20 protein-coding genes, 1 tRNA gene and 1 pseudogene are annotated in these 22,240 nt (G+C 67.4%); 20 read left to right on the top strand and 2 right to left on the bottom strand.

All coding sequences use genetic code 11. The annotated features are described in order from the left end of the window. Positions 1–399 precede the first annotated feature (399 nt). The 9 genes from ACZ2G3_RS10115 (at position 400) to ACZ2G3_RS10075 (ending at position 8,377) form a co-directional block, all read left to right on the top strand. Positions 400–2,688, top strand: coding sequence for a putative monovalent cation/H+ antiporter subunit A (locus tag ACZ2G3_RS10115; protein ID WP_470395740.1), 2,289 nt, complete (start codon positions 400–402; stop codon positions 2,686–2,688). 1 nt (position 2,689) lies between these two features. Next, positions 2,690–3,109, top strand: a complete 420-nt coding sequence (locus ACZ2G3_RS10110) for an MnhB domain-containing protein (protein WP_419268007.1) — start codon at positions 2,690–2,692, stop codon at positions 3,107–3,109. Between the two features lie 2 nt (positions 3,110–3,111). Then, positions 3,112–3,486 (top strand): Na+/H+ antiporter subunit C, encoded by a 375-nt coding sequence (locus tag ACZ2G3_RS10105; RefSeq protein ID WP_470395738.1) that lies wholly within the window; start codon positions 3,112–3,114, stop codon positions 3,484–3,486. Next, a complete protein-coding gene (locus ACZ2G3_RS10100; RefSeq protein WP_419268009.1) occupies positions 3,483–4,982 on the top strand; it encodes a Na+/H+ antiporter subunit D in 1,500 nt (499 codons plus the stop codon). The genes ACZ2G3_RS10105 and ACZ2G3_RS10100 overlap by 4 nt, the downstream gene beginning before the upstream one ends. Next, positions 4,979–5,455 carry a Na+/H+ antiporter subunit E gene (locus ACZ2G3_RS10095; RefSeq protein ID WP_470395736.1) on the top strand — a complete coding sequence of 159 codons (477 nt, stop codon included), beginning with the start codon at positions 4,979–4,981 and terminating at the stop codon, positions 5,453–5,455. The genes ACZ2G3_RS10100 and ACZ2G3_RS10095 overlap by 4 nt, the downstream gene beginning before the upstream one ends. Positions 5,456–5,459: 4 nt before the next feature. After that, the gene (locus ACZ2G3_RS10090; RefSeq protein WP_419268011.1) at positions 5,460–5,750 is read left to right on the top strand and encodes a monovalent cation/H+ antiporter complex subunit F; all 291 of its coding nucleotides are present in this window, start codon (positions 5,460–5,462) and stop codon (positions 5,748–5,750) included. Further along, on the top strand, positions 5,747–6,106 hold the full coding sequence (gene mnhG / locus ACZ2G3_RS10085; protein ID WP_470395734.1) for a monovalent cation/H(+) antiporter subunit G: 360 nt from the start codon (positions 5,747–5,749) through the stop codon (positions 6,104–6,106). Before ACZ2G3_RS10090 ends, mnhG begins: the two co-directional genes overlap by 4 nt. 126 nt (positions 6,107–6,232) lie before the next feature. Further along, positions 6,233–7,402 carry a ribonuclease D gene (gene rnd, locus ACZ2G3_RS10080; RefSeq protein ID WP_470399111.1) on the top strand — a complete coding sequence of 390 codons (1,170 nt, stop codon included), beginning with the start codon at positions 6,233–6,235 and terminating at the stop codon, positions 7,400–7,402. 3 nt (positions 7,403–7,405) lie between these two features. After that, complete coding sequence (locus ACZ2G3_RS10075) at positions 7,406–8,377, top strand: GNAT family N-acetyltransferase (protein ID WP_470395732.1); 972 nt, start codon at positions 7,406–7,408, stop codon at positions 8,375–8,377. Here the strand turns inward: ACZ2G3_RS10075 and ACZ2G3_RS10070 are convergent. Beyond that, positions 8,374–9,141 carry a PAS domain-containing protein gene (locus ACZ2G3_RS10070; protein WP_470395730.1) on the bottom strand — a complete coding sequence of 256 codons (768 nt, stop codon included), beginning with the start codon at positions 9,139–9,141 and terminating at the stop codon, positions 8,374–8,376. The two genes, ACZ2G3_RS10075 and ACZ2G3_RS10070, sit on opposite strands and share 4 nt — an antisense overlap. A 194-nt stretch (positions 9,142–9,335) precedes the next feature. Here ACZ2G3_RS10070 and gmk point away from each other — a divergent pair, with 194 nt between their 5' ends. The 11 genes and pseudogenes from gmk to ACZ2G3_RS10015 all read left to right on the top strand — a co-directional run bounded on the left by gmk (position 9,336) and on the right by ACZ2G3_RS10015 (position 21,983). Continuing rightward, the gene (gene gmk, locus ACZ2G3_RS10065; RefSeq protein ID WP_419268348.1) at positions 9,336–9,971 is read left to right on the top strand and encodes a guanylate kinase; all 636 of its coding nucleotides are present in this window, start codon (positions 9,336–9,338) and stop codon (positions 9,969–9,971) included. Beyond that, the gene (locus ACZ2G3_RS10060; RefSeq protein ID WP_470395728.1) at positions 9,968–10,489 is read left to right on the top strand and encodes a gamma carbonic anhydrase family protein; all 522 of its coding nucleotides are present in this window, start codon (positions 9,968–9,970) and stop codon (positions 10,487–10,489) included. The genes gmk and ACZ2G3_RS10060 overlap by 4 nt, the downstream gene beginning before the upstream one ends. A 58-nt stretch (positions 10,490–10,547) precedes the next feature. Then, positions 10,548–11,600 (top strand): sensor histidine kinase, encoded by a 1,053-nt coding sequence (locus ACZ2G3_RS10055; protein WP_470399109.1) that lies wholly within the window; start codon positions 10,548–10,550, stop codon positions 11,598–11,600. A 91-nt stretch (positions 11,601–11,691) separates the two neighbouring features. Then, entirely contained in the window at positions 11,692–12,447 is a 756-nt protein-coding gene (gene rpiA / locus ACZ2G3_RS10050; RefSeq protein WP_470395726.1) for a ribose-5-phosphate isomerase RpiA, read from the top strand. A 4-nt stretch (positions 12,448–12,451) separates the two neighbouring features. After that, the gene (gene gorA, locus ACZ2G3_RS10045; protein WP_470399107.1) at positions 12,452–13,837 is read left to right on the top strand and encodes a glutathione-disulfide reductase; all 1,386 of its coding nucleotides are present in this window, start codon (positions 12,452–12,454) and stop codon (positions 13,835–13,837) included. A gap of 122 nt (positions 13,838–13,959) precedes the next feature. Continuing rightward, on the top strand, positions 13,960–15,201 hold the full coding sequence (gene hflK, locus ACZ2G3_RS10040; RefSeq protein WP_470395724.1) for an FtsH protease activity modulator HflK: 1,242 nt from the start codon (positions 13,960–13,962) through the stop codon (positions 15,199–15,201). Beyond that, a pseudogene (gene hflC, locus ACZ2G3_RS10035) lies at positions 15,201–16,271 on the top strand (protease modulator HflC); the annotation flags it as partial. The gene hflK and the pseudogene hflC, both read left to right, overlap by 1 nt. Positions 16,272–16,849: 578 nt before the next feature. After that, on the top strand, positions 16,850–18,301 hold the full coding sequence (locus tag ACZ2G3_RS10030; RefSeq protein ID WP_470399105.1) for a Do family serine endopeptidase: 1,452 nt from the start codon (positions 16,850–16,852) through the stop codon (positions 18,299–18,301). 107 nt (positions 18,302–18,408) lie between these two features. Next, complete coding sequence (locus ACZ2G3_RS10025; RefSeq protein ID WP_470395722.1) at positions 18,409–18,732, top strand: 2Fe-2S iron-sulfur cluster-binding protein; 324 nt, start codon at positions 18,409–18,411, stop codon at positions 18,730–18,732. Between the two features lie 144 nt (positions 18,733–18,876). Further along, entirely contained in the window at positions 18,877–20,586 is a 1,710-nt protein-coding gene (locus ACZ2G3_RS10020) for a catalase (RefSeq protein WP_470395720.1), read from the top strand. A 107-nt stretch (positions 20,587–20,693) separates the two neighbouring features. Then, entirely contained in the window at positions 20,694–21,983 is a 1,290-nt protein-coding gene (locus tag ACZ2G3_RS10015; protein WP_470395719.1) for a PQQ-dependent sugar dehydrogenase, read from the top strand. A gap of 136 nt (positions 21,984–22,119) precedes the next feature. Here the strand turns inward: ACZ2G3_RS10015 and ACZ2G3_RS10010 are convergent. Then, positions 22,120–22,194 (bottom strand) — tRNA-Gln (locus ACZ2G3_RS10010). Positions 22,195–22,240 lie beyond the last annotated feature (46 nt).

Below are 22,240 nucleotides of genomic sequence, written 5' to 3'. Positions count from 1 at the left end.
TATCCTTGGGCGAATCGCGGGCAGTGTGACCGCTGTGACGGGGGGCCACACTGTCCCGGAGCGCGCCGGCAGCACAAGTCCCGCGCAGCCGAGCGGCCTGCGGCCGGACGGATGAGCATCGGCCGTGCGCCTTGCGCAGGCTGCGACCAAGGGTCGCAAGCGAAGCGGCAGAGTCCAGGACAGTGCGGCGTGATCCAAGCCAGGACCCCAAGCCCCGACTTCTTTATAAGGCATCCGGCGGCGGCATGCCTCCAGCCGCCGCAGGAACACTCAAATCGGGGGAAAGGCGGCCTTTTTTCCGTCCGCCCTATGCGATTCCCTCCGCAGTCCGTCTGTTTTCCCCCTGTAAAGGGTGCTAGAGCGTGCGCCGACTGCATGCCGCGATGGGGGGTTCGAGACATGGCTGACGACTATCCCAAGGTGGATCGCGTGATGGGAGGGCCGGCAGGCTGGATCTCGATCGCGGTCCCGGCGGTGTTGTTCTTGTACTTCCTGGGCCTTCTGCCGCAGATCGCCGAGGCGCCCCAGGTGCGCGGCATCGACTGGGTTCCGTCGCTGGACATCCGGCTGTCCGTGCTGCTGGACGGGCTCAGCATGACCTTCGCCCTGCTGATCACCGGCATCGGGACGGCCGTCACGCTCTACTCGGCCCGCTATCTGGGCCAGCACCCGGATTATCCGCGCTTCGTCTGTTACCTGCTGATGTTCATGGTGGGGATGCTGGGCCTGGTCCTGGCCGACAACCTGATCGCGCTGTTCGTCTTCTGGGAGATCACCACGATCTCGTCCTACCTGCTGATCGGCTTTCACGCCAACAGCGCCAAGTCCCGCCGCTCGGCGCTGCAGGCGCTGCTGGTCACCGGAACGGGCGGCCTGGCGATGCTGGGCGGCATGATCATCCTGGGCACGGTCACCGGCACGTTCGAGCTGTCGGAGATCCTGACCATGGGCGACCTGATCCGGGCCCATCCCTGGTACATGGGCATCATGCTGCTGTTCCTGGCGGGCGCCTTCACCAAGTCGGCGCAGGTGCCGTTCCATTTCTGGCTGCCCAATGCCATGGCCGCGCCGACGCCGGTCTCGGCCTATCTGCACAGCGCCACGATGGTGAAGGCGGGCGTCTTCCTGATGGCGCGGATGAACCCGGCCCTGGGAGAGACCAGCGCCTGGTTCTGGATCCTGACCCTGTTCGGCGGCGTGACGGCGGTCTTTGCCTCGGTCATGGCGCTGCGCCAGACGGACATCAAGCAGGTGCTGGCCTATACGACGCTGATGGCGCTTGGCACGCTGACCATGTTCATCGGCGCGGGCACGCATTACGCGATCGTCGCCGCGATGACGTTCCTGGTCGTGCATTCGCTCTACAAGGCGGCGCTGTTCCTGATGATCGGCATCGTGGACCACGCGACCGGCACCCGCGATGCCACCGTGCTGCGGGGCCTGTGGAAGGTGATGCCGCTGACCGGCCTGGCGGCGGCGCTGGCCGCGATCAGCATGGCGGGCATCCCGCCCATGGTGGGCTTCATCGGCAAGGAATTCATGTACAAGGCCGGCTTGGGCCTGGAAGGCTTTGCCGCGATCTGGGTCACGGGGATGATCTTTGCCGCTTCGGTCATGATGTTCGTCGTGGGCGGCATCGTCGCGCTGAAGCCGTTCCGCGGAGAGCTGGCGCCCGACCTGCATCAGGCGCATGAGGGGCCCTGGCCGATGTTGGCCGGGCCGCTGGTCCTGGGCGCGCTGTCGCTGATCTTCGGCCTGCTGCCGGGCATCCTGGAGCATTACATCGTCGGCCCGGCCACCCGCGCCGTGTCGGGCGAAGACCACGAGGTGCATCTGTATCTCTGGGGCGGCGTGAACATGGCGCTGATCCTGTCGCTGCTGACCTTTCTGGCCGGCTGGCTGATGTATCGCAAGCACGAGGCGATCCGCGCCCGCCTGACCGCCTTCGAGGCGCGCAGCCCCATCGACTTCGACGCGGGCTGGGACCGGCTTCTGGACGGCTTCAAGGGCTTTGCCGCCTGGCAGGCCGCGCTGATCCAGAACGGCAGCCTGCAGCGCTACATGTCGGTGACCTTCCTGACCTTCGTCGTGCTGGTCGGTCTCACATATGTGCTGCAGGGCGCCTTCGTGACCGGGATCGCCTTTTCGACCGACAGCATCCACCCGATCCAGTGGACGGTGCTGGCGCTGATCTGCGCGGGCTCCATGCTGGTGGTCTGGACCCACAGCCGCATGACGGCCGTGGCCGCCATGGGCGTGGTCGGCATCGGCGTGGCGCTGATCTTCATCATGTTCAGCGCGCCGGACGTAGCCATCACGCAGCTGCTGGTCGAGGTTCTGGTCGTCGTCCTGGTCAGCGTCGTGATGCTGCGGCTGCCCTATCTGCCGCGCCGCTCGCGGGCCTCGTTCCGCCCGGGCCATGCGCTGATCGCCGCGGGCAGCGGCATCGTCATGAGCTTTCTGGCGGTCTCGATCATGGCGGGCGACCTGGACCGCCGCCTGACGACCTATTTCGAGACGGTCTCCTATCCCGAGGCGCATGGGCGCAACATCGTGAACGTCATCCTGGTCGACTTCCGCGCCCTGGACACCTTCGGAGAGATCACCGTGGTGGTCATGGCCGCCATCGCCGCCTTTGCGCTGCTGCGCGGGGCAGGTCCCGCCCGGCGCGACAAGGAGGAGATGTAAGATGCAGTCGCTGATCCTGACCACCGCCACGCGCCTGCTGGTGGCGCTGCTGCTGGTCTTCTCGGTCTATGCGCTGCTGCGCGGGCACAACCTGCCGGGCGGCGGCTTCATCGGCGGGCTGATCGGGGCCACCGCCTTCATCCTCTATACCATCGCCACCTCGGTGCGTGAGGCGCAGGCGGCCCTCCGCGTCGATCCGGCCAATGTGGCCATGCTGGGCGTCGGGGTGGCGGGCCTTGCTGGCCTCGCCTCGGGCTTCGTCAACGAGCCCTTCCTGACCGGCCAGTGGCTGTTCCTGTTTGCCGAGGATGGCGGCAAGGGCCTGCCGCTGTCCACGGTGCTGATATTCGACATCGGAGTTTACATGGCTGTCTTCGGCGGAATCCTGACCCTCGTCTTCGCGCTGGAACAGGAGATCTGAGGATGGAGCTGCTGCTTGCCATCACCATCGGTGTGCTGGTTGCCACCTCGGTCTATCTGATGCTGGACCGCAACGTGCTGCGTTTCGTCTTTGGCCTGGTGCTGCTGTCGAACGCGGTGAACCTGCTGATCTTCGGCTCTGGCCGGTTGACGGCGGGGGCGCCGCCGCTGATCGACGATGGGGCCTATGCCCCGACCGGGCTGGTGGCCAATGCGCTGCCGCAGGCGCTGGTGCTGACCGCCATCGTGATCGGCTTCGGGCTGCTGGCCTTTGCGCTGGCGCTGGTCTACCGCACCTACATGACGCTCGGCACCGTCAACAGCGACGAGATGCGGGTGGCCGAACCGGCCGCGGATGCGAAGGAGACCGGCCGATGAGCTGGCTTCCCGTCTATCCGCTCATCATTCCGCTGATGACGGCGGTCCTGTCCTACCTGTTCCGCAACACCCCCGCCGGACGCTGGATTTCGGTCGTGGGCACCGTGGCGCTGCTGCTGGCCAGCAGCATGCTCATGTCCGAGGTGCTGGAGGAGGGCGTCGTGGTCGCCCAGATGTCGAACTGGGCCGCGCCCTTCGGCATCACGCTGGCGGCCGATCTTCTGGGCGGGGTGATGGTGGTCATCACCGCCATCACCGGCCTTGCCACCGTGATCTACTCCCTGTCCGAAATCCCCTCGCGGCTGGAGCGGCTGGGGTTTCACGCGCTGCTGCAGACGCTGCTGTTCGGCGTCTGCGGCGCCTTCCTGACGGGCGACCTCTTCAACCTCTATGTCTGGTTCGAGGTCATGCTGATCTCCAGCTTCGGCCTTCTGGTGCTGGGCGGCTCGCGCGAGCAGCTGGACGGCGGCATCAAGTATGTCACGCTGAACCTGGTCTCGACCATCATGTTCCTGTCCGGGATCGCGCTGCTTTACGGCGTGACCGGGACGCTGAACATGGCCGACCTGCACCTGGCCGTGCGCGAGGTCGAGAATACCGGCCTGCTGACCACCATCGCGATCATGTTCCTGGTGGCCTTCGGGGTAAAGGCGGCGCTGTTCCCGCTGTTCTTCTGGCTGCCGGCCTCGTATCACACGCCGCCGGTGGCGGTCTCGGCGATCTTTGCCGGCCTGCTGACCAAGGTCGGGGTCTATGCGCTGATCCGCACCTTTACGCTGATCTTCGACCAGGACGTCGGATATACCCACACGATCATGCTGTGGATGGCGGTCATCACCATGGTCACGGGCGTTCTGGGCGCGGCCGCGATGAACGACTTCCGCCGGATCCTGTCCTTCCACATCATCAGCCAGATCGGCTACATGGTGCTGGGACTGGCGCTTTACACGCCGCTTGGCCTCATGGGCGCGGTCTTCTACCTGGTGCACCACATCATCGTGAAGGCCAACCTGTTCTTCGTGGCGGGCGTGGCCAAGCGCATCGCCGGATCGACGGACCTGTCGCGGATCGGCGGGCTTTACGCCCATGCACCGCTGCTGGCCTTCCTGTTCCTGATCCCGGCATTCTCGCTGGCGGGCTTCCCGCCGCTGTCGGGCTTCTGGGCGAAATACGTCGTGGTCAAGGCGGCTCTGGACCTCGAGATGTGGGTCGTGGCCGGTCTTGCGCTGGCGGTGGGCCTGCTGACGATCTTCTCGATGACCAAGATCTGGGGCGCGGCCTTCTGGCCCGACCATCCCGACGGGATCAAGCCGCGGCTGTCCAGCCTGCCCATCGGCGACCGGGTGGCGCTGATGCTGCCGATCGTGGCGCTGGCGGCGTTGACCTGCATCATCGGCCTCTTCCCCGAGCCCTTCGTGCAATTCGCCGAGCGCGCGGCCCAGCAGCTGCTGGACCCGACCGATTACGTCACGACCGTCCTGGGGGTGCGGCCATGAACCTCGTCGCCATCAACATGCTGCTGGCCCTGGCCTGGGTGGCCCTGACGGGCGGGCTGACCCTGGGCGGGCTGATCACCGGCTTTTTCATCGGCCTTGCGGCGCTGTGGCTGGTCCGGCCGCTGTTTCCCGACACCGGCAGCTATTTCATGCGCCTCTATTACTGGCTGCGGCTGGTCGTGATGTTCGTCTATGAGCTGATCGTCAGCTCGTTTTCGGTGCTGCGGGATGTGCTGACGCCGGGACAGAACTCAAAGCCGGCACTGATCGCGGTGCCGCTGAACGTGACGACCGACCTGCAGATCACCCTGCTGGCCAATTTCATCTCGCTGACGCCGGGCACGCTCAGCCTGGATGTGTCGGACGACCGCAAGACGCTGTATATTCACGCCATGTTCGGGGACGATCCCGATGCGAACCGGGCGCAGATCCGCGACCGGTTCGAGGTCTGGGTGCGCGAGGCGACGGAGTAGAGTCATGAACCTTCTGGAAAACGCAGTTCTTTTCGCCCTGGCGCTGGTCATTTTGGGCGTGGCGCTGGCCGCCATCCGCCTGGTCAAGGGGCCTACCTTGGCCGACCGTATCGTGGCATTGGACATGATGACGGTGCAACTGGTGGCCTTTGGCGGTCTGGCCGCCCTGCAGGCCGGCAGCGCGGCGTTCCTGGACGTTGCGGTCGTTCTGGCGCTGGTCGGCTTTCTGGCTACCGTATGCCTGGCCCGCTACCTCGAACGGCGCATCCTGCTGAAGGCGGAGGAGCTGACATGATCACTGAAGTGGTTGTTGCCATTCTGGTCGTGATGGGCGGGGTCTTCTGCTTTGCCGCCGGCCTTGGCGTGCTGCGCCTGCCCGATCTTCTGATCCGCATGCATGCCTCGACCAAGGCGGGCACACTGGGGTCGGGCCTGATCCTGGTGGCCGTCGCCGTGGCTTTCGCCGAAAGCACGGTCATCGCCCGTGCCGTCGCGGCCATCCTGTTCCTGCTGCTGACCGCGCCGGTGGCGGCCCATCTGATCGGCCGTGCGGCCTTTCGGACCGGCGTGCCGATGGTCGACCGCACGCGCTGCGAACCGGGCGTGGCCGAGGCCCTGCGCGCCCGCGGACCGGAAAAGGCGCCAGAATAGGGCAAGGGACGCAAGGGCGCTGCAGGGCAAGGTGCGAACGGGTCTTTCCAAAGCATCAACATCCGCGTAGATCATTCCGGTTGGCGGACGAACCGCCCGATCTGAAAGAGCTGAATGAGCCACGACATCCCTGCGATTACCCGCACCGAAGATCTTGCCCGCTTTTGCGAAGCCGCCAAGAACGCCCCATACGTCACCGTCGACACCGAGTTTCTGCGCGAGCGGACCTATTGGTCCAAGCTGTGCCTGATCCAGCTGGCTGTCCCCCCCGCCTCCACCGCCAAGACCGACGGCGGCGAAGCCGTCCTGGTCGATCCGCTGGCCGAGGGCCTGTCGCTGGAGCCGCTCTACGACCTCTTCCGTCACAAGGGGACGGTTAAGGTCTTTCACGCGGCGCGCCAGGATCTGGAGATCTTCTTCCACGACGCGCAGCTGTTCCCCGAGCCGCTGTTCGACACCCAGGTCGCGGCGATGGTCTGCGGATTTGGCGAACAGGTCGGCTACGAGACGCTGGTGCGCAAGATCGCCCGCGCCAACCTGGACAAGTCCTCGCGCTTCACCGACTGGTCGCGCCGGCCGCTGTCTGATGCGCAAAAGGCCTATGCCCTGGCTGACGTGACCCATCTGCGGGTGATCTATGAATTCTTGTCGGCCGAGTTGGTCAAGACCGGGCGCGAGGCCTGGCTGGCCGAGGAGGTCGCGGTCCTGGAGGACCCCGAAACCTATATCACCCGCCCCGACGAGGCCTGGCTGAAGGTGCGCACACGCACCAATTCGCCCCGCTTCCTGGCGATCCTGCGCGAACTGGCGCGGTTCCGCGAGGCCTATGCGCAGGAACGCGACATCCCCCGCAGCCGCGTCTTCAAGGATGACGCGATGATCGAGCTGGCCTCGACCAAGCCGCTGACCGAAGCCGACCTGGCACGGTCGCGGCTGCTGCTGCGCGAGGCCCGCAAGGGTGAGATTGCGGCTGGCATCATGGCGGCTGTCAAGGCGGGCCTCGAGGCCAAGGACCTGCCGCAGCCCAAGGGCGAAGAGCCGGGCAAGCCCGGCAATGCGGCCCTGTCGGACCTGCTGCGCGTGCTGTTGAAAGCCAAGGCCGATGCGGCGGGCGTGGCGCCCAAGCTGATCGCCTCATCCTCGGAACTGGATGCCATCGCGACCGGAGACCGCAATCTTCCCGCCCTGCAGGGGTGGCGTGCCGAGGTCTTTGGTGATGATGCGCTTCGCCTTGCCGCCGGGGAAATCGCCCTTTCGGCCCAGGGCGGGGCGGTCAGGGTCGTTCCGGCGCGCTAGGCCATGCAGCCCGGTCCAAGCCTGAGCAGAGCCTGGCCCGAAGATGCAGAAACCATCGCGGCTGCGCTGGCGGATTGGGAGACGGTGCGCTGGCTGACGGCCGTTCCCTGGCCCTATGACGCGGCCGCGGCCAGCGAATTCGTGCAGCTTGCGGGGGCGGACGAACATGCGGTCCGGCTGGAGGGCAGGCTGGTGGGCATGGTGCGCGCCGGGGCCAGTTTCGGTCTGTGGATCGCCAAGGACCTGCAGGGCAGGGGCCTTGGTCGCCGCGCGGCGGTTCTGGCGCTGTCGCGCCGCTTCCTGACGGACGGCGGTGACATTTCCTCGCACCACCTGATCGGCAACGACCGCAGCGCCCGCCTGTTATCATGGCTGGGTTTTCGCCCCTTGGGCGAGGTGCGGCTCTGGTCCCGCGCGCTGCAGCGTGATGTCCGGACCATGTCCCTGTCGCTGAGCCGCGCGGGTTTCGAGGCCCGTCACGGGATCTGCCTGCAGACGCCGCGCCTGCGGATCGACCGAGTTCTGGCGGCAGATCGGCCGGCGCTGGATCGCGTCCTGGCGCTGCCCGATGTGGCGCGCATGATGCCCAGTGCCGGCTTTGGCCTGGATGAGCCAGACCTGGTCGAAGGTGCGCTTTTGCCGCCCTTGCGCCTGGCAGCCCGTCGCGACGGGGTGGTCATCGGCGCGATCGGGTTCAGCGCGGATCTGCCCGCGCGCCTGAGTTTCGTCATCGATCCCGCCCATGCGCGCCGGGGTCTTGGGCAGGAGATGGTTGCTGCCGCCTTCGCCGAACTGGTTGCACGGCTTGCCCCGGAGGAGGTCGTGTCAGAGGTGTTCCTGGACAATATCCCCGCGCGCAACATCCTGAAGAACCTGGGCTTTCAGCGGGCCGAGGATCTTGTCCTTCAGGCTGTGGGCCGTCGGGGTCCCGGCGACGCGGCGCTCTATCGCTGGCGACCGGCGCTGCGGGCCTAGTCGCGGGTCGAACCGTCGGGCGGCGTTGGCTGGATCACCCGGAACAGCGCCCGGCGCTCCTGCGGCGTGTCGCCCTGCGGAAAACCCCGGGCCGGATCGGCGGGTGCGGGGGCAGGGCGGCTGCGCGGGGCAAAGCCCGCCTGGCCTTCGGCAAACCCGATGGTCGAGGGGGATGGCGCCAGCGTCGTGCCCCCTTCGATGATCGGCATGACCTCGTCCGACACCAGGTCGAAGCGGCGCGGGGCCACGCCCGGATCGCCTTCCGCCACCAGGCAGCCGAGCGCGCGGGTCACGTCTCCCAGGTCCGACCGCAGCGGCAGCAGCAGCATCTGGCCCGTCAGGTCGGGGCGGGCGTACTGCGCCTTGGCGGCCAGGGTCAGCCGCGCGATCTGGGGCGCCTTGAAGACGCTTTCCAGCACATCCGAGAACCGCCCCCGGGAACTGGTGTTCAGAAAGGCGCAGACGGGCATGCCACGCACCTCCATCCCCATCAGGTCGATCAGGTGCCGACCCGCCAGTCGCAGACGCCCCGCACCCGGCGCGATGCGTTCCAGGATGAAGGCATAGTCCAGCGCCCGCGCGATCCCGCGCGGGTCCACATCCGTGCGCGCCGGGACCGCGCGGCCGTTGCGGATGCCGTCCCAGTATTCGCGCAGTTCGCGCAGGACGCGGTCGGGCCTGCAGGGCTCGTAATCCTGCAGGCGCACGATGCGGCCCATGTCGCGCAACATACCTTGTCCCACGTCGTCTTCACGATCCGACATGCCGAACCCTTTACGTCAAACCCGACGGGCCCTCTTCGACCACGTCCTTTATCATATCTTAACGGCAAAGCTCGGGGCGCGCCGAGTCATTTCCTGAATGAATGGTTAAGATGTGAAGCAGTCGCAGGGCTTGACCGTCACGGCCTGCCGGGGCATCCCGACGCAGGATCTGGACGGGCAAGGGGTAGAAGATGATGAACCGCACCGGCTTGATGGTCATCCTGTCGTCGCCGTCGGGTGCCGGAAAATCGACGCTGGCCCGGCGCCTGATGCAATGGGACCCCAGCCTGCGCTTTTCGGTCTCGGCCACAACCCGCGCGCCCCGGCCGGGCGAGGTCGACGGGGTCGATTACTATTTCACCTCGGCGGACGAATTTCGCCGCATGGTGGCCGAGGACCAGATGCTGGAACATGCGGAGGTTTTCGGCAATTTCTATGGCAGCCCGCGTGCGCCGGTTGAAACCGCGATGCGGGACGGGCGCGACACGCTGTTCGACGTCGATTGGCAGGGCGGGCAGCAGATCCGCGCCTCGGCCCTTGGCGGTCATGTCGTCTCGATCTTCGTGCTGCCCCCCTCGCTGCCCGAACTGGAGCGGCGGCTGCGGGGGCGGGGCCAGGACAGCGACGTGGTCATCGCCGGCCGCATGCTGAAGAGCCGGTCCGAGATCAGCCATTGGGCAGAATATGACTATGTCCTGGTCAATGACGATCTGGACGAGACCGAGGCGCGCCTGCGGGCCATCCTGACCGCCGAACGCCTGCGCCGGGACCGGCAGGCGGGATTGGGCGCCTTCGTCAAGCAGCTGATGGCCGAAGAGGAAGTGCGATGATCTGGTCGCTGGACGGCATCGCCCCGGACCTGGCGCAGGATGCCTGGGCCGCCCCCGATGCGCAGCTGATGGGCCGCGTCCGGCTGGAGGAGGGGGCCTCGGTCTGGTTCGGCGCGGTGCTGCGCGGCGACAACGAAATGATCCGTGTGGGGCGCGGCAGCAATGTCCAGGACCTGTGCTGCCTGCACACGGACATGGGCTATCCGCTGGAGATCGGCGCCGATTGCACCATCGGCCACCGCGCGATCCTGCACGGCTGCCGGATCGGCGACGGGGCGCTGGTGGGCATGGGCGCGACGATCCTGAACGGCGCCGTCATCGGGGCGGGGGCGCTGATCGGGGCCGGCGCCCTGATCGCCGAGGGCAAGGAGATCCCGCCCGGTGCGCTGGTGATGGGCGCGCCCGGCAAGGTGATCCGCATGCTGGATCAGGCCGCCCAACAGGAGCTGCGCGCCTCGGCTGCGCGATATCGGGCCAATGCGGCACGGTTCCGCGCCGGCCTGGCGGCGGCGGACTGATCGCGTGCTGGGCGCGGGGCGGCGGCTGACTGGACTGCTGGACGGGGTGCCGGTGCCCATGCTGGCCGTGGACCGCGAGGCCCGGGTGATTGCCGCCAACGGCCTGGCGGGTGCCCTGCTGGGTTCCGACCTGCTGGACCGGCCCTTCGTCACGGTGCTGCGCCACCCGGCCATCGTAGAGGCGGTGGACCGGATGCTGGACCCCGAGGCGGGACCCGCGCCCGTCCCCGATCCCGCGCTGCCAACCCCGCCAAACGGGGTGGTGACGCTGCGGGCGCAGTTCGCCGCCGACGGGCGCGATGTGCTGGCCGAGGTGACGGTGGCGCCCTTGCCCTCGCCCTTCGGGCCGGGTGCCACGATCGCGCTGCTGGACCGCTCGGTCGCCGAGGAGGCCGAACAGATGCGCCGCGATTTCGTCGCCAATGTCAGCCATGAGTTGAAGACCCCCCTGACCGCCATGATCGGTTTCATCGAGACGCTGCGCGGCCCCGCCCGCGACGACGCCCGCGCGCGCGACCGCTTTCTGGACATCATGGAGCGCGAGGCCGCGCGGATGAACCGGCTGATCAGCGAGCTGCTGTCGCTGAGCCGCGTGCAGGCCGAAGAACGGCGGCGCCCGTCGGGCGACGTGGACCTGCCGGGCCTGCTGCAGGGCGTGCTGGCGATCCTTGCGCCGCGCGCCCAGAGCGCCGGGGTCGTGATCGAGACCAGCGGGCTGGACCAGCCCCTGCGCCTGCCGGGGGATGCCGACCAGCTGACCCAGGTGTTCCAGAACCTGATCGAGAACGCGCTGAAATACGGCGGATCGGGCGGGATGCTGCGCGTATCGATGGCGCGTCTGGCGCATGAGCCGATGCTGCGGGGCCCGGCCTGGGCCGTCACCGTCGAGGATCGGGGCGAGGGGATCGAGGAACAGCACCTGCCGCGGCTGACCGAACGCTTCTATCGGGTGGACACGCACCGGTCGCGGGCGCAGGGCGGGACCGGGCTGGGGCTGGCCATCGTCAAGCACATCGTCAGCCGGCACCGCGGGCGCCTGCGGATCGAGAGCCGGATGGGCGAGGGCAGCCGTTTCACCGTCATCCTGCCGGAACGCCTGTCGCGGGGCTGAGACCGTGCCGGGGCTGCAGTGTCGCAGCCCTCTCGCCCTTGGCGGAGCCATGGCCTATAAGCGCGCCATGTCGTCAGGAAGGGATAGGGGCATGTCGCAATCGTCGCAGGTCGATCCGGCCAAGCTGGCCGCCGCAAGGGCCGCCATCGCATTGGTCGAGGACGGGATGAAGCTGGGCCTGGGCACGGGGTCGACCGCCAGCATCATGGTGCGCGAGCTGGCCGCGCGGGCGCAGGCCGAGGGGCTGAACCTGCGTTGCGCCGCGACCTCCCGCGCCACTGCCGAACTGGCCGAAAGCCTGGGGCTGCGGATCGAGACGCTGGACGAGATCGGCTGGCTGGACCTGACCATCGACGGCGCCGACGAGGTCGACCCGCAGCTGCACCTGATCAAGGGGGGCGGGGCCGCGCATCTGCGCGAAAAGATCGTCGCCGCCGCAAGCGACCGGATGGTGGTGATCGCCGATCCCGGCAAGGTGGTCGAGACCCTGGGGGCCTTCCCGCTGCCGGTCGAGGTCCTGGCCTTCGGCTTCGAGACGACGCGCAAGCTGATCCGCCGTGCGCTGGAGGCGCTGGAGCTGGGAGGGCGCGACGTGCTGCAGCGCCTGAAGGGCAGCGACCCGGTGATCACGGACGAGGGCAATTTCATCCTGGACCTGCACCTGATGCAGATCCCCGATCCCGTCGCGCTGGCCCGCGCGCTGTCGGCGATCCCCGGTGTGGTCGAGCACGGCCTGTTCCTGGGGATGTGCGACCTTGCCATCATCGGCCGAGAGGACGGGACGGTGGTCGAACTGGCCCGCGATGCCGATATCGATGCCGACATGCTGGCCCATGAAGGAGAATGAACCGGTGAGCTTTGACTATGATCTCTTCGTGATCGGCGGCGGGTCCGGCGGCGTCCGGGCTGCCCGGATCGCGGCCGGCGAATATGGCGCGAAGGTGGGACTGGCCGAGGAAAGCCGCATGGGCGGCACCTGCGTCATCCGCGGCTGCGTGCCCAAGAAGCTGATGATCTTTGCCTCGCAGGCCGGCCTGATGGCCGAGGAGATGCGCGGCTATGGCTGGAGCGACGCCCAGGCCGGCGCCTTTGACTGGGAGGTGTTCCGCGAAAAGCTGGATGCCGAGCTGACGCGGCTGGAGCTGATCTATCGCGCCGGCCTGCAGCGCGCGGGCGTCGAGATGCACGACCAGCGCGCCATCCTGGCCGACCACCACACGGTTGAAATGGCCGACGGCACCCGCAAGACTGCCCGTCATATCCTGATCGCCACCGGCGGCCGTCCCGCGCGGATCGGCATCCCCGGCGAGGAGCTGGCGATGGTGTCGGACGACCTGTTCCTGATGGACAAGCTGCCGCGTCGCGCGCTGCTGGTCGGCGGCGGCTTCATTGCCTGCGAATTCGCCACGATCTTGGCGGGCATGGGCGTGGACACGGTCCAGGCCTATCGCGGGGATGCGGTGCTGCGCGGCTTTGACCGCGAGGCGCGCGACCTGGCCACCCTGCAGCTGAGCCAGGTGGGCGTGGACCTGCGCCTTGGCCTGACGCCTACGCGGCTGGAGCGGCAGGGCGAGGCGGTCGAGGTCAGCTTTGACGACGGCAGCAGCGACCGCTTTGACGCGGTGCTGTTCGCGACCGGCCGCGACCCCTATACCCGCGGCCTGGGGCTGGAGAACACCGAGGTCCGGCTGAAGCCCAACGGCGCGATCGATGTGGATGACTGGTCGCAGACCAGCGTGCCGTCGATCTTTGCCGTGGGGGACGTGACCGACCGGGTGAACCTGACGCCTGTGGCGATCCGCGAGGGGCACAGCTTTGTCGACACGGTCTTTGGCGGCAGGGCGCGCAAGGTCGATCACTCGATCGTGGCCAGTGCCGTCTATCTGCGCCCGCACGAGCTGGCGACGGTGGGCCTGACCGAGGAAGAGGCCAAGGCGCGTGGCCCGGTCGATGTCTATTCGACCGTGTTCCGGCCGATGCGCTCCATGTTCGCGGGCAGCGACGCCAAGGTCATGATGAAGCTGCTGGTCGATCCCGAGACGGACAAGGTGCTGGGATGCCACATCTTTGGCCCGGAGGCGGGCGAGATGATCCAGCTGGCGGCGATCCCGATCGGCATGGGCGCGACCAAGGCGCAGTTCGACGCGACCATCGCCGTCCATCCCACTGCCGCCGAAGAGCTGGTGACGATGCGCAACCCGTCGCGCCGGCACGAGCGTCTGACGGCCCCGGCCTGACGGCCCGAGCCCCGGCGGGCGCGTCGCCGGGTCGCACCGAAGCCGGGCGTGCAGGGTTGACATTTCACCCCCGCGCCCCAGTTTTCAAGTAACGGAATTCCCAACGAAAGAAGGTCGATCGGATGGCAAATCAGGGCCCCTGGGGCGGAGGCGGCGGAGGAAACGGCGGCCGGGACGACAAGGATGGCGACAAGCGCCCGGCGGGCCGCCCCTGGGGGGACCAGCAGCCCCCCAACGGCCCGCGCCGTCCCGGTCCCGGTGGCGATCCCCAACGCCCCGAGATCGAGGACCTGATGAAGAAGGGGCAAGAGCGTCTGCGCGTCCTGATGGGCGGACGCGGCAATGGCGGGACCGGCAGCGGGGGCGGCGGCGGCCGTGGTCCGGTCGGCCCGAACTTTGGCCTGAACCGTTCCACCGTGGCGGTGGCGGGTCTTGCGGCCGTCGCGCTCTGGGCCTTTGCCAGCTTCTATCGGGTGCAGACGAACGAGCAGTCGGTGGAATTCCTGTTCGGCCGGGCCGTGGCCGTGGGAACCGAGGGTCTGAACTTTGCTCCCTGGCCCTTCGTCACCGCCGAGGTGGTCCCGGTGACCAACGAACGCGTGACCGAGATCGGCACAGGCCGTGCCGGGCCGATGGACAGCGGGCTGATGCTGACCCGCGACCAGAACATCGTGGATATGGAATACCAGGTGGTCTGGAACATCCGCGATCCCCAAAGCTATCTGTTCAACCTGGCCGATCCCGCGGACACGATCCGCGCCGTGTCCGAATCGGCCATGCGTGACATCATCGCGCGCAGCGAACTGGCGCCGATCCTGAACCGCGATCGTGGCGCCATCGCCAATGACCTGCAGGAGGCCGTGCAGTCGACGCTGGACGCCTATCAGTCCGGGATCAATGTCATCCGCGTCAACCTGGACCGCGCCGACCCGCCGGGCGAGGTGATCGACAGTTTCCGCGAGGTGCAGGCCGCGCAGCAGGAGCGCGACCGGCTTGAAAAGGAGGCCGACGCCTATGCGAACCGCGTTCTGGCCCAGGCCCGCGGTGACGCCGCGCAGGCACTGGAACAGGCCGAGGGCTATCGCGCCGAGGCGGTCAACACCGCCGCCGGTGAGGCCGCACGGTTCAACTCGATCTACGAGGAATACGTGAACGCGCCCGAGGTGACCCGCCGCCGCATGTATCTGGAGACGATGGAGCAGGTGCTGGGCGACGTGAACAAGATCATCATCGGCGAAGGCATGAACGAGGGATCGGGTGTCGTGCCCTATCTGCCGCTTGACCAGCTGCGCGGCGGCACCGGAGCCGCACCGACCGGCGCCTCGCGCCCGAACGCCACCACCACCAGCGGAGGGACGAACTGATGGCTGCCCGCAGACAGACCCTGACCGCCCTGGCCATCCCCGCCCTGATCGCGGTCGTCGTGCTGGTCGCATCCGCGCTGTTCATCGTGGACGAGCGCGAAAAGGCGCTGGTGCTGCGTCTTGGACGTGTCGTCGACGTGCAGGAGACGCCCGGCCTGGGCTTCAAGCTGCCGCTGGTCGACAATGTCGTGAAATACGACGGCCGCATCCTGGGCCTGCCCACCAGCCCGCTGGAGGTCACGCCGCTGGACGATCGCCGTCTGGTCGTCGACGCCTTCGCGCGCTGGCGCATCACCGATCCGGTCCGCTTCCGCCAGGCCGTCGGCACCGCCGGTGTCCAGGGTGCGCAGACGCGTCTGGAGCCCATCGTGCGCAACGCGATCCGCGAGGTGCTGGGTACCGTGCCTTCGACCAACGTGCTGTCGGACGACCGGACCGCGCTGATGAACCAGATCCGGGACGAGGCGCGCAAGAACTCGGGCGGCCTGGGCATCGAGATCATCGACGTCCGCCTGACCCGCACAGACCTGCCCGAGCAGAACCTGAACGCCACCTATGGCCGGATGCGGGCCGAACGCGAGCGCGAGGCCGCCGACGAGATCGCCCGCGGCAACGAGGCCGCGCAGCGGGTCCGTGCCGCGGCCGACCGGACCGTGGTCGAGTTGACTTCGGAAGCCCGGCGCCGGGCCGAGATCGCCCGCGGCGAGGCCGATGCGCAGCGCAACGCGATCTATGCCGACGCCTATGGCCGCGACCCCGAGTTCTTTGCCTTTACCCGCTCGTTGACCTCCTATCAGCGGGCGCTGCGGGGCGACAACAGCTCGATCGTGATCCAGCCGAACGGTGAATTCTTCACCTATCTGTCGGATGACGGGGCAAGCCGTGCCAATCCTGCCGCCACGCCGGTGGCGCCGGGCAATTCGGCAGCGCAGATGCAGCAGCCCGCCGCGGCATCCGAGCCGGAGGAGGAACTGGTGACGCCCGAGGTGACCGATCGCGAGGGCAACCGCCTTGGCGAGGCCGCGGGCGTGCGTCTGACGCCGCTGCCCGAGAACCTGACCGCGCCGCCGCAGCAGCAGTCCGAGATCCTGTCCCCCGATGCCACGATCGAGGATGAAGCCGAGGCCGCCCCGGCAGAGGCGCCCGATGCCGCGGCAGAGCCTGCACCGGAGGCCCCGGCCGAGGCGCCCGCGGAACCGTCGGTCGAGCCGATGGCCCCCGAGACGGGATCCGGGGCGCAGCCCCCGGAGCCGACCGAAGCGCCGGCACCAAGCAACTGATTCCTGGCGGGCGGAGGGCAACCTCCGCCCGTTCTGCAATGAAACTCACGATCTGTTCAAAGCAGCGAGGTGTGGTTTCCTTGCAACGGAACCTTACATGGCGTTCTAGTTCCCCTGGCAGCCCGACGGATGGCCCGCTCCGCTGCCTTCGACAGATGAGGACCCTCATGAAACCGCTTTTCCCTCGCCATCTTCTGACCGCTTCCGCCTTGTCCATCGCGGTCGGACTTGGCTATGCCGGCGCGCAGCAAGTGGTCGATCCCGCCAATGACGATGTCTCGCCGCAGGTGAGCCAGGAGGCGCAGGACGCCGCCAAGAACAACCAGCCGCTGGGCAAGGATGCCGGCGTGACCGAAACCGCGCAGGTGATGCCGGGCAGCTTTGCCGATCTGGCGGAAAAGGTGTCGCCGGCCGTCGTGAACATCACCACGACCTCGATCGTGTCGCAGCCGACGATGGGCCAGCGCGGCCCGGCATTCCCGGAAGGCAGCCCGTTTTCCGACCTGTTTCGTGATTTCGGCTTTCCCGGCGGCCCCGGTGGTCCCGAGGGCGGGCCGCAGCAGCGCCGCATGCCGCAGCGGTCGAACGCCCTCGGCTCGGGCTTCGTGATCTCGGCCGACGGCTATATCGTCACGAACAACCACGTTATCGAAGGCGCCGACCAGATCGAGATCGAGTTCTATTCCGGCCAGACGCTGCCGGCCACGGTCGTGGGCACGGATCCGAACACCGACGTGGCCCTGCTGAAGGTGGAAAGCACCGACCCGATCCCCTTCGTCAGCTTCGGCGACAGCGACAGCGCCCGTGTGGGGGACTGGGTCCTGGCCCTGGGCAACCCGCTGGGACAGGGCTTTTCGGCCAGCTCCGGGATCGTTTCGGCCCGGAACCGCGAACTGTCGGGAACCTATGACGACTATCTGCAGACCGACGCGGCGATCAACCGCGGCAACTCGGGCGGCCCGCTGTTCGACCTGAACGGCGAGGTGATCGGCGTGAACACAGCGATCCTGTCGCCGAACGGCGGCTCGATCGGGATCGGCTTCTCGATGGCGTCGAATGTCGTGTCGCAGGTGGTCGCGCAGCTGCAGGAATTTGGAGAGACACGCCGCGGCTGGCTGGGCGTGATGATCCAGGACGTGACGCCCGAGATGTCCGAGGCGCTGGGCCTGTCGGTCAGCGGCGGTGCCATGATTACCGACGTGCCCGAAGGTCCGGCCCGTGATGCCGGCCTGCAGACGGGCGACGTCATCACCAGTTTTGCGGGCTCCGAGGTCGAGGATACGCGCGGGCTGGTGCGCCGCGTGGCCGAGGCGCCGGCCGGCGAGGCGGTCGAGGTCGTGGTGATGCGCGACGGAGAGCCCGAAACGCTGAGCGTGACCCTGGGCCGGCGCGAAACGGCGCAGGGTGGCGCGACCGGGCCCGACACCTCGGACGAGCCGACCGAGAGCGACATCCTGGGCATGTCGGTTACCGCGCTGACGCCGGAAATGGCCGCCGAACTGGGCGCGCCGCGCGATGCGCGGGGCCTGGCCATCACGGGCGTCGATGCCGAAGGTCCGGCGGCTGAGAAGGGCCTGGCGGCAGGCGACATCATCACCGAGGTGAACCAGCAGCAGGTTGCCTCGGTCGCCGAACTGGAGGCGCGCGTGGAGGAAGCCCGCGAGGCCGGTCGCCGGTCGGTCCTGATGCTGATCCGCCGTGCCGGCGAGCCGCTGTTCGTGGCGCTGTCGCTGGAGGCCGATGAGGCGCCGACTGAGGACATGCCTGCCGAGGACATGCCCGCTGACGACGGCGCCGCCGAGGAAGCCCCGGCAGAATGATCGCCTGACCAAGTGACGCTGCTGCAGGGGGCGGTCCTTCGGGGCTGCCCCTTTTCAAATCGACGGTGATCGCCTAACTCCGGCGGAAACCAAGGGAACGAGCGAAGATGGCAAAGATTACCTATATCGAACACAACGGCACCCGGCATGAGGTCGAGGTCCGCCCCGGCATGACCGTCATGGAAGGTGCGCGCGACAACGGCATTCCCGGTATCGACGCGGACTGCGGCGGCGCCTGCGCCTGTTCGACCTGCCATGTCTATGTTGCCTCCGAATGGTTGGACCGGCTGCCGCCGCGCGATCCGATGGAAGAGGACATGCTGGATTTCGCCTATCAGCCCGATCCCGAACGCTCGCGCCTGACCTGCCAGATCAAGGTTACTGACGCGCTGGATGGCTTGGTCGTGCAGATGCCCGAACGGCAGATATGACCCCGGCGGTGCGAAGCGCCGCATCATTGCGCGGCCTGCCGGATCGCGACATCTGCGCGCGGCAGGCCGATTTGTCCGCCTAAACGGGAACTCTTCGTCTCGGCATTTCTTGGATTGGTTGCCACCAATCGAGAGAGCAGCACGATGACAGACCGCAACGACGACGCGATGCGCCCGGCGGCGCGTGACGATCAGGTCCTGACGAACCGGCAGGGCCATCCGGTGTCGAACAACCAGTCGCAGCGCACCGTGGGTCCGCGCGGCCCAGCAACGCTGGAAAACTATCAGTTTCTCGAAAAGATTTCGCATTTCGACCGCGAGCGCATTCCCGAGCGTGTCGTTCATGCCCGTGGTTTCGTCTGCTATGGCGAATTCGAGGCCAGCGGCATGATCGGCGATGAGCCCGCCAGCACCTATACGCGGGCGAGGCTGTTCCAGGACAAGGGCAAGAAGACGCCGCTGGCGATCCGCTTTTCCACCGTCATCGGCGGGCGCGACAGCTCCGAGACCGCCCGCGATCCGCGCGGCTTTGCGGTCAAGTTCTATACCGAGGACGGCAACTGGGACTTGGTCGGCAATAACCTGGCCGTCTTCTTCATCCGCGACGCGATCAAGTTTCCCGACGTGATCCATTCGCTGAAGCCCGACCCGGTGACCTTTCGCCAGGAACCGAACCGCATCTTCGACTTCATGAGCCAGACGCCCGAAGCGATGCACATGCTGACGCATCTGTTCAGCCCGCGCGGCATCCCGGCCAGCTATCGCCACATGGAGGGGTTCGGCGTCAACACCTACAAGATGGTGAACGCGGCGGGTGAGACGGTGCTGGTCAAGTACCACTTCCACCCGCGTCAGGGCGTGGCCAGCCTGACCGGCGAGGAGGCCGCCAAGGTGCAGGGGCAGGACCTGGGGTCGGCGTCGAAGGACCTGTTCACCGCGATCGAGATGGGCAACTTCCCACAATGGGACATGTATGTTCAGATCATGGAGGATCACGAGCATCCCGAACTGGACTGGGACCCGCTGGACGACACCAAGATCTGGCCGGAGAAGGATTTCCCGCTGCGCCACGTCGGCACGATGACGCTGAACCGCAATGTCGAGGATTTCTTCAACGAGAACGAGCAAATCGCGATGGGCACCGGCGTGCTGGTCGACGGGCTGGATTTCTCGGACGACAAGATGTTGGTCGGGCGGACGTTTTCCTATTCCGACACGCAGCGCTATCGCGTGGGGCCGAACTATCTGCAGTTGCCGGTGAACCAGCCCAAGGGCGCGGCGGTGGCGACGAACCAGTCGGGCGGCCAGATGTCCTTCTACCGTGACAAGGCGCCGGGGCAGAACCCTTCGGTCAATTACGAACCCTCGATCCACAACGGGTTGAAGGAGGCCGAGCGGCAGCCGGACAACCCGCCCGTGATCAGCGGCCAGCTGACCCGCAGCGTGCTGGAACGCCGCAACGACTATGTCCAGGCCCGCGGGCGTTTCTGCACCATGATGGACTGGGAGCGTGACGACCTGATCAAGACCATGGGCGAGATGCTGTCCCAATGCGACCGCGACGTGCAGGAGCGCATGGTCTGGCACCTGGCGATGGTACATGACGACTATGGCCGCCGCGTGGGCGAGGCGATCGGGGTGTCTATGGCGGACGTCCGTGACATGAAGCCGCTGCCGAACCAGGTCCTGACCGAGGAGGATCAACGCCGCCTCGCGAATCTCGGATCGAACGGCGACGCCATCGACCCGATCGTCTGGGGCCAGTGGACCAGCTCGGTCCAGAACCGTCAGGCAACCGCCGAGGAAGTGCTGGCGGGATCGCTGCCCGAGACGCATCGCGCCGCGGCCGAGTGACCCTCAGCGCCGCCACCGTCCGACTTTGGGCGGTGGCGGCAGGCTGGCCGTTTGACGCCGGCCCGTCCCGCACTAAGCTGCGGGCAAAGGAACGCGAAGGAAATCGAATGGATCTTCTGGCACGAGCGACCGCCGTCGTGGGGGGCACAATGGTGGCGCTGCGCCGCTTCGGGGCGCCCGGAACGCAGGCCGTGGGGCAGAGCCCCACCATCCCCAAGGCGAAAAAGCAGGGCATCATGACCCTGAAGATGCCAACCGCCAAAGGCTGGGAGCCGGGGCATGTTCCCACCGCCGCGCCCGGGCTGAAGGTCAATGCCTTCGCCTCGGGCTTGGAGCACCCGCGCTGGATCGAGGTCCTGCCCAACGGGGACGTGCTGGTGTCTGAGGCGAAGGAGCAGCCGGCACCCCCGCGCACCCTGATGGACCGCGCCGCCCAGGCCACGATGCGGCGCGCCAAGGCCATCGGGGCCAGCGCCAACCGCATCACCCTGTGGCGGGACACGGACGGCGACGGCGTGGCCGAAACGCGCGAGATCTTTTTGCAGGGGCAGAACCAGCCCTTTGGCATGGCGCTGGTCAACGGCACCTTCTATGTCGGCAATACGGACGGCATCGTGGCCTTTCCTTATCAGGAAGGGTCCACGCGCCTGACGGGGGCGGGCCGCAAGCTGGTGGAGTTCAAGCCGGGCGGTCACTGGACCCGCAGCCTGATCGTGTCGCCCGACGGCACGCGCATCTATGCCGGCGTCGGGTCGCTGAGCAATATCGGCGACAAGGGCATGGAGGCCGAAGAGGGGCGCGCTGCCATCTGGGAGCTGGAACTGGCCACCGGCAAGGCGCGCATCTTTGCCTCGGGCTTGCGCAATGCGGTCGGCATGGCCTGGGAGCCCGGAACCGGCGTCCTGTGGACGGTGGTGAACGAACGCGACGGTCTGGGCGACGAGACGCCGCCCGACTACCTGACCTCGGTGAAGGAAGGCGGGTTCTATGGCTGGCCCTATTGCTATTGGGGCCAGACGGTGGATAACCGGGTCGAACAGGACCCCGCGCTGGTGGCGCGGGCCATCACGCCGGATTACGCCCTGGGCGGGCATACGGCGTCCCTGGGTCTCTGCTGGATGCCGGAAGGGACACTGCCGGGCTTTCCCGAAGGCATGGTGATCGGGCAGCACGGGTCGTGGAACCGTTCGACCCTCAGCGGCTACAAGCTGATCTTCGTGCCCTTCCAGAACGGTCGTCCCTCAGGGCCGCCGCGCGACATCCTGTGGGGGTTCCTGTCGGATGACGAAAAGGTCGCCTATGGACGGCCGGTCGGCGTCACCGTCGGCCCGGACCGCAAGTCCCTGCTGATGGCGGACGACGTGGGCGACATCATCTGGCGGGTCAGCGGCGCCTGAGCACGGGCCAAGCCGGTTCCGGGCGTATGAGCGCCCGGTGCCACCGCCTGAGCAATCCATGGCTGTCTGACCCATACCGGATGAGGCTGTGCTCCGTCGCGGAAACAGCTCACAAAGTCAATCTACTAGAAGATTTTGGCTGGGGCGGTAGGATTCGAACCTACGGTACACGGTACCAAAAACCGATGCCTTACCACTTGGCCACGCCCCAACTGTGGAGGGTGAATACCCAAGGCTTCCGGGGGGTGCAAGTCGAA

This window comes from Paracoccus sp. KKT209 (assembly GCF_055635455.1).
Note: the sequence above shows the minus strand (reverse complement) of the source record. Positions and strands in the feature narration are given on the sequence as shown.

Excerpts from the sequence above, each read along its gene's own strand:
- ACZ2G3_RS10110 (WP_419268007.1), top strand. The coding sequence starts at position 2,690 with ATGCAGTCGCTGATCCTGACCACCGCCACGCGCCTGCTGGTGGCGCTG.
- ACZ2G3_RS10025 (WP_470395722.1), top strand. The coding sequence starts at position 18,409 with ATGGCAAAGATTACCTATATCGAACACAACGGCACCCGGCATGAGGTC.
- ACZ2G3_RS10115 (WP_470395740.1), top strand. The coding sequence starts at position 400 with ATGGCTGACGACTATCCCAAGGTGGATCGCGTGATGGGAGGGCCGGCA.
- gmk (WP_419268348.1), top strand. The coding sequence starts at position 9,336 with ATGAACCGCACCGGCTTGATGGTCATCCTGTCGTCGCCGTCGGGTGCC.
- ACZ2G3_RS10030 (WP_470399105.1), top strand. The coding sequence starts at position 16,850 with ATGCCGGGCAGCTTTGCCGATCTGGCGGAAAAGGTGTCGCCGGCCGTC.
- ACZ2G3_RS10020 (WP_470395720.1), top strand. The coding sequence starts at position 18,877 with ATGACAGACCGCAACGACGACGCGATGCGCCCGGCGGCGCGTGACGAT.
- rpiA (WP_470395726.1), top strand. The coding sequence starts at position 11,692 with ATGTCGCAATCGTCGCAGGTCGATCCGGCCAAGCTGGCCGCCGCAAGG.
- ACZ2G3_RS10095 (WP_470395736.1), top strand. The coding sequence starts at position 4,979 with ATGAACCTCGTCGCCATCAACATGCTGCTGGCCCTGGCCTGGGTGGCC.
- ACZ2G3_RS10060 (WP_470395728.1), top strand. The coding sequence starts at position 9,968 with ATGATCTGGTCGCTGGACGGCATCGCCCCGGACCTGGCGCAGGATGCC.
- ACZ2G3_RS10090 (WP_419268011.1), top strand. The coding sequence starts at position 5,460 with ATGAACCTTCTGGAAAACGCAGTTCTTTTCGCCCTGGCGCTGGTCATT.
- ACZ2G3_RS10105 (WP_470395738.1), top strand. The coding sequence starts at position 3,112 with ATGGAGCTGCTGCTTGCCATCACCATCGGTGTGCTGGTTGCCACCTCG.
- mnhG (WP_470395734.1), top strand. The coding sequence starts at position 5,747 with ATGATCACTGAAGTGGTTGTTGCCATTCTGGTCGTGATGGGCGGGGTC.
- hflK (WP_470395724.1), top strand. The coding sequence starts at position 13,960 with ATGGCAAATCAGGGCCCCTGGGGCGGAGGCGGCGGAGGAAACGGCGGC.
- ACZ2G3_RS10075 (WP_470395732.1), top strand. The coding sequence starts at position 7,406 with ATGCAGCCCGGTCCAAGCCTGAGCAGAGCCTGGCCCGAAGATGCAGAA.
- ACZ2G3_RS10055 (WP_470399109.1), top strand. The coding sequence starts at position 10,548 with ATGCTGGCCGTGGACCGCGAGGCCCGGGTGATTGCCGCCAACGGCCTG.
- ACZ2G3_RS10100 (WP_419268009.1), top strand. The coding sequence starts at position 3,483 with ATGAGCTGGCTTCCCGTCTATCCGCTCATCATTCCGCTGATGACGGCG.
- ACZ2G3_RS10070 (WP_470395730.1), bottom strand. The coding sequence starts at position 9,141 with ATGTCGGATCGTGAAGACGACGTGGGACAAGGTATGTTGCGCGACATG.
- ACZ2G3_RS10015 (WP_470395719.1), top strand. The coding sequence starts at position 20,694 with ATGGATCTTCTGGCACGAGCGACCGCCGTCGTGGGGGGCACAATGGTG.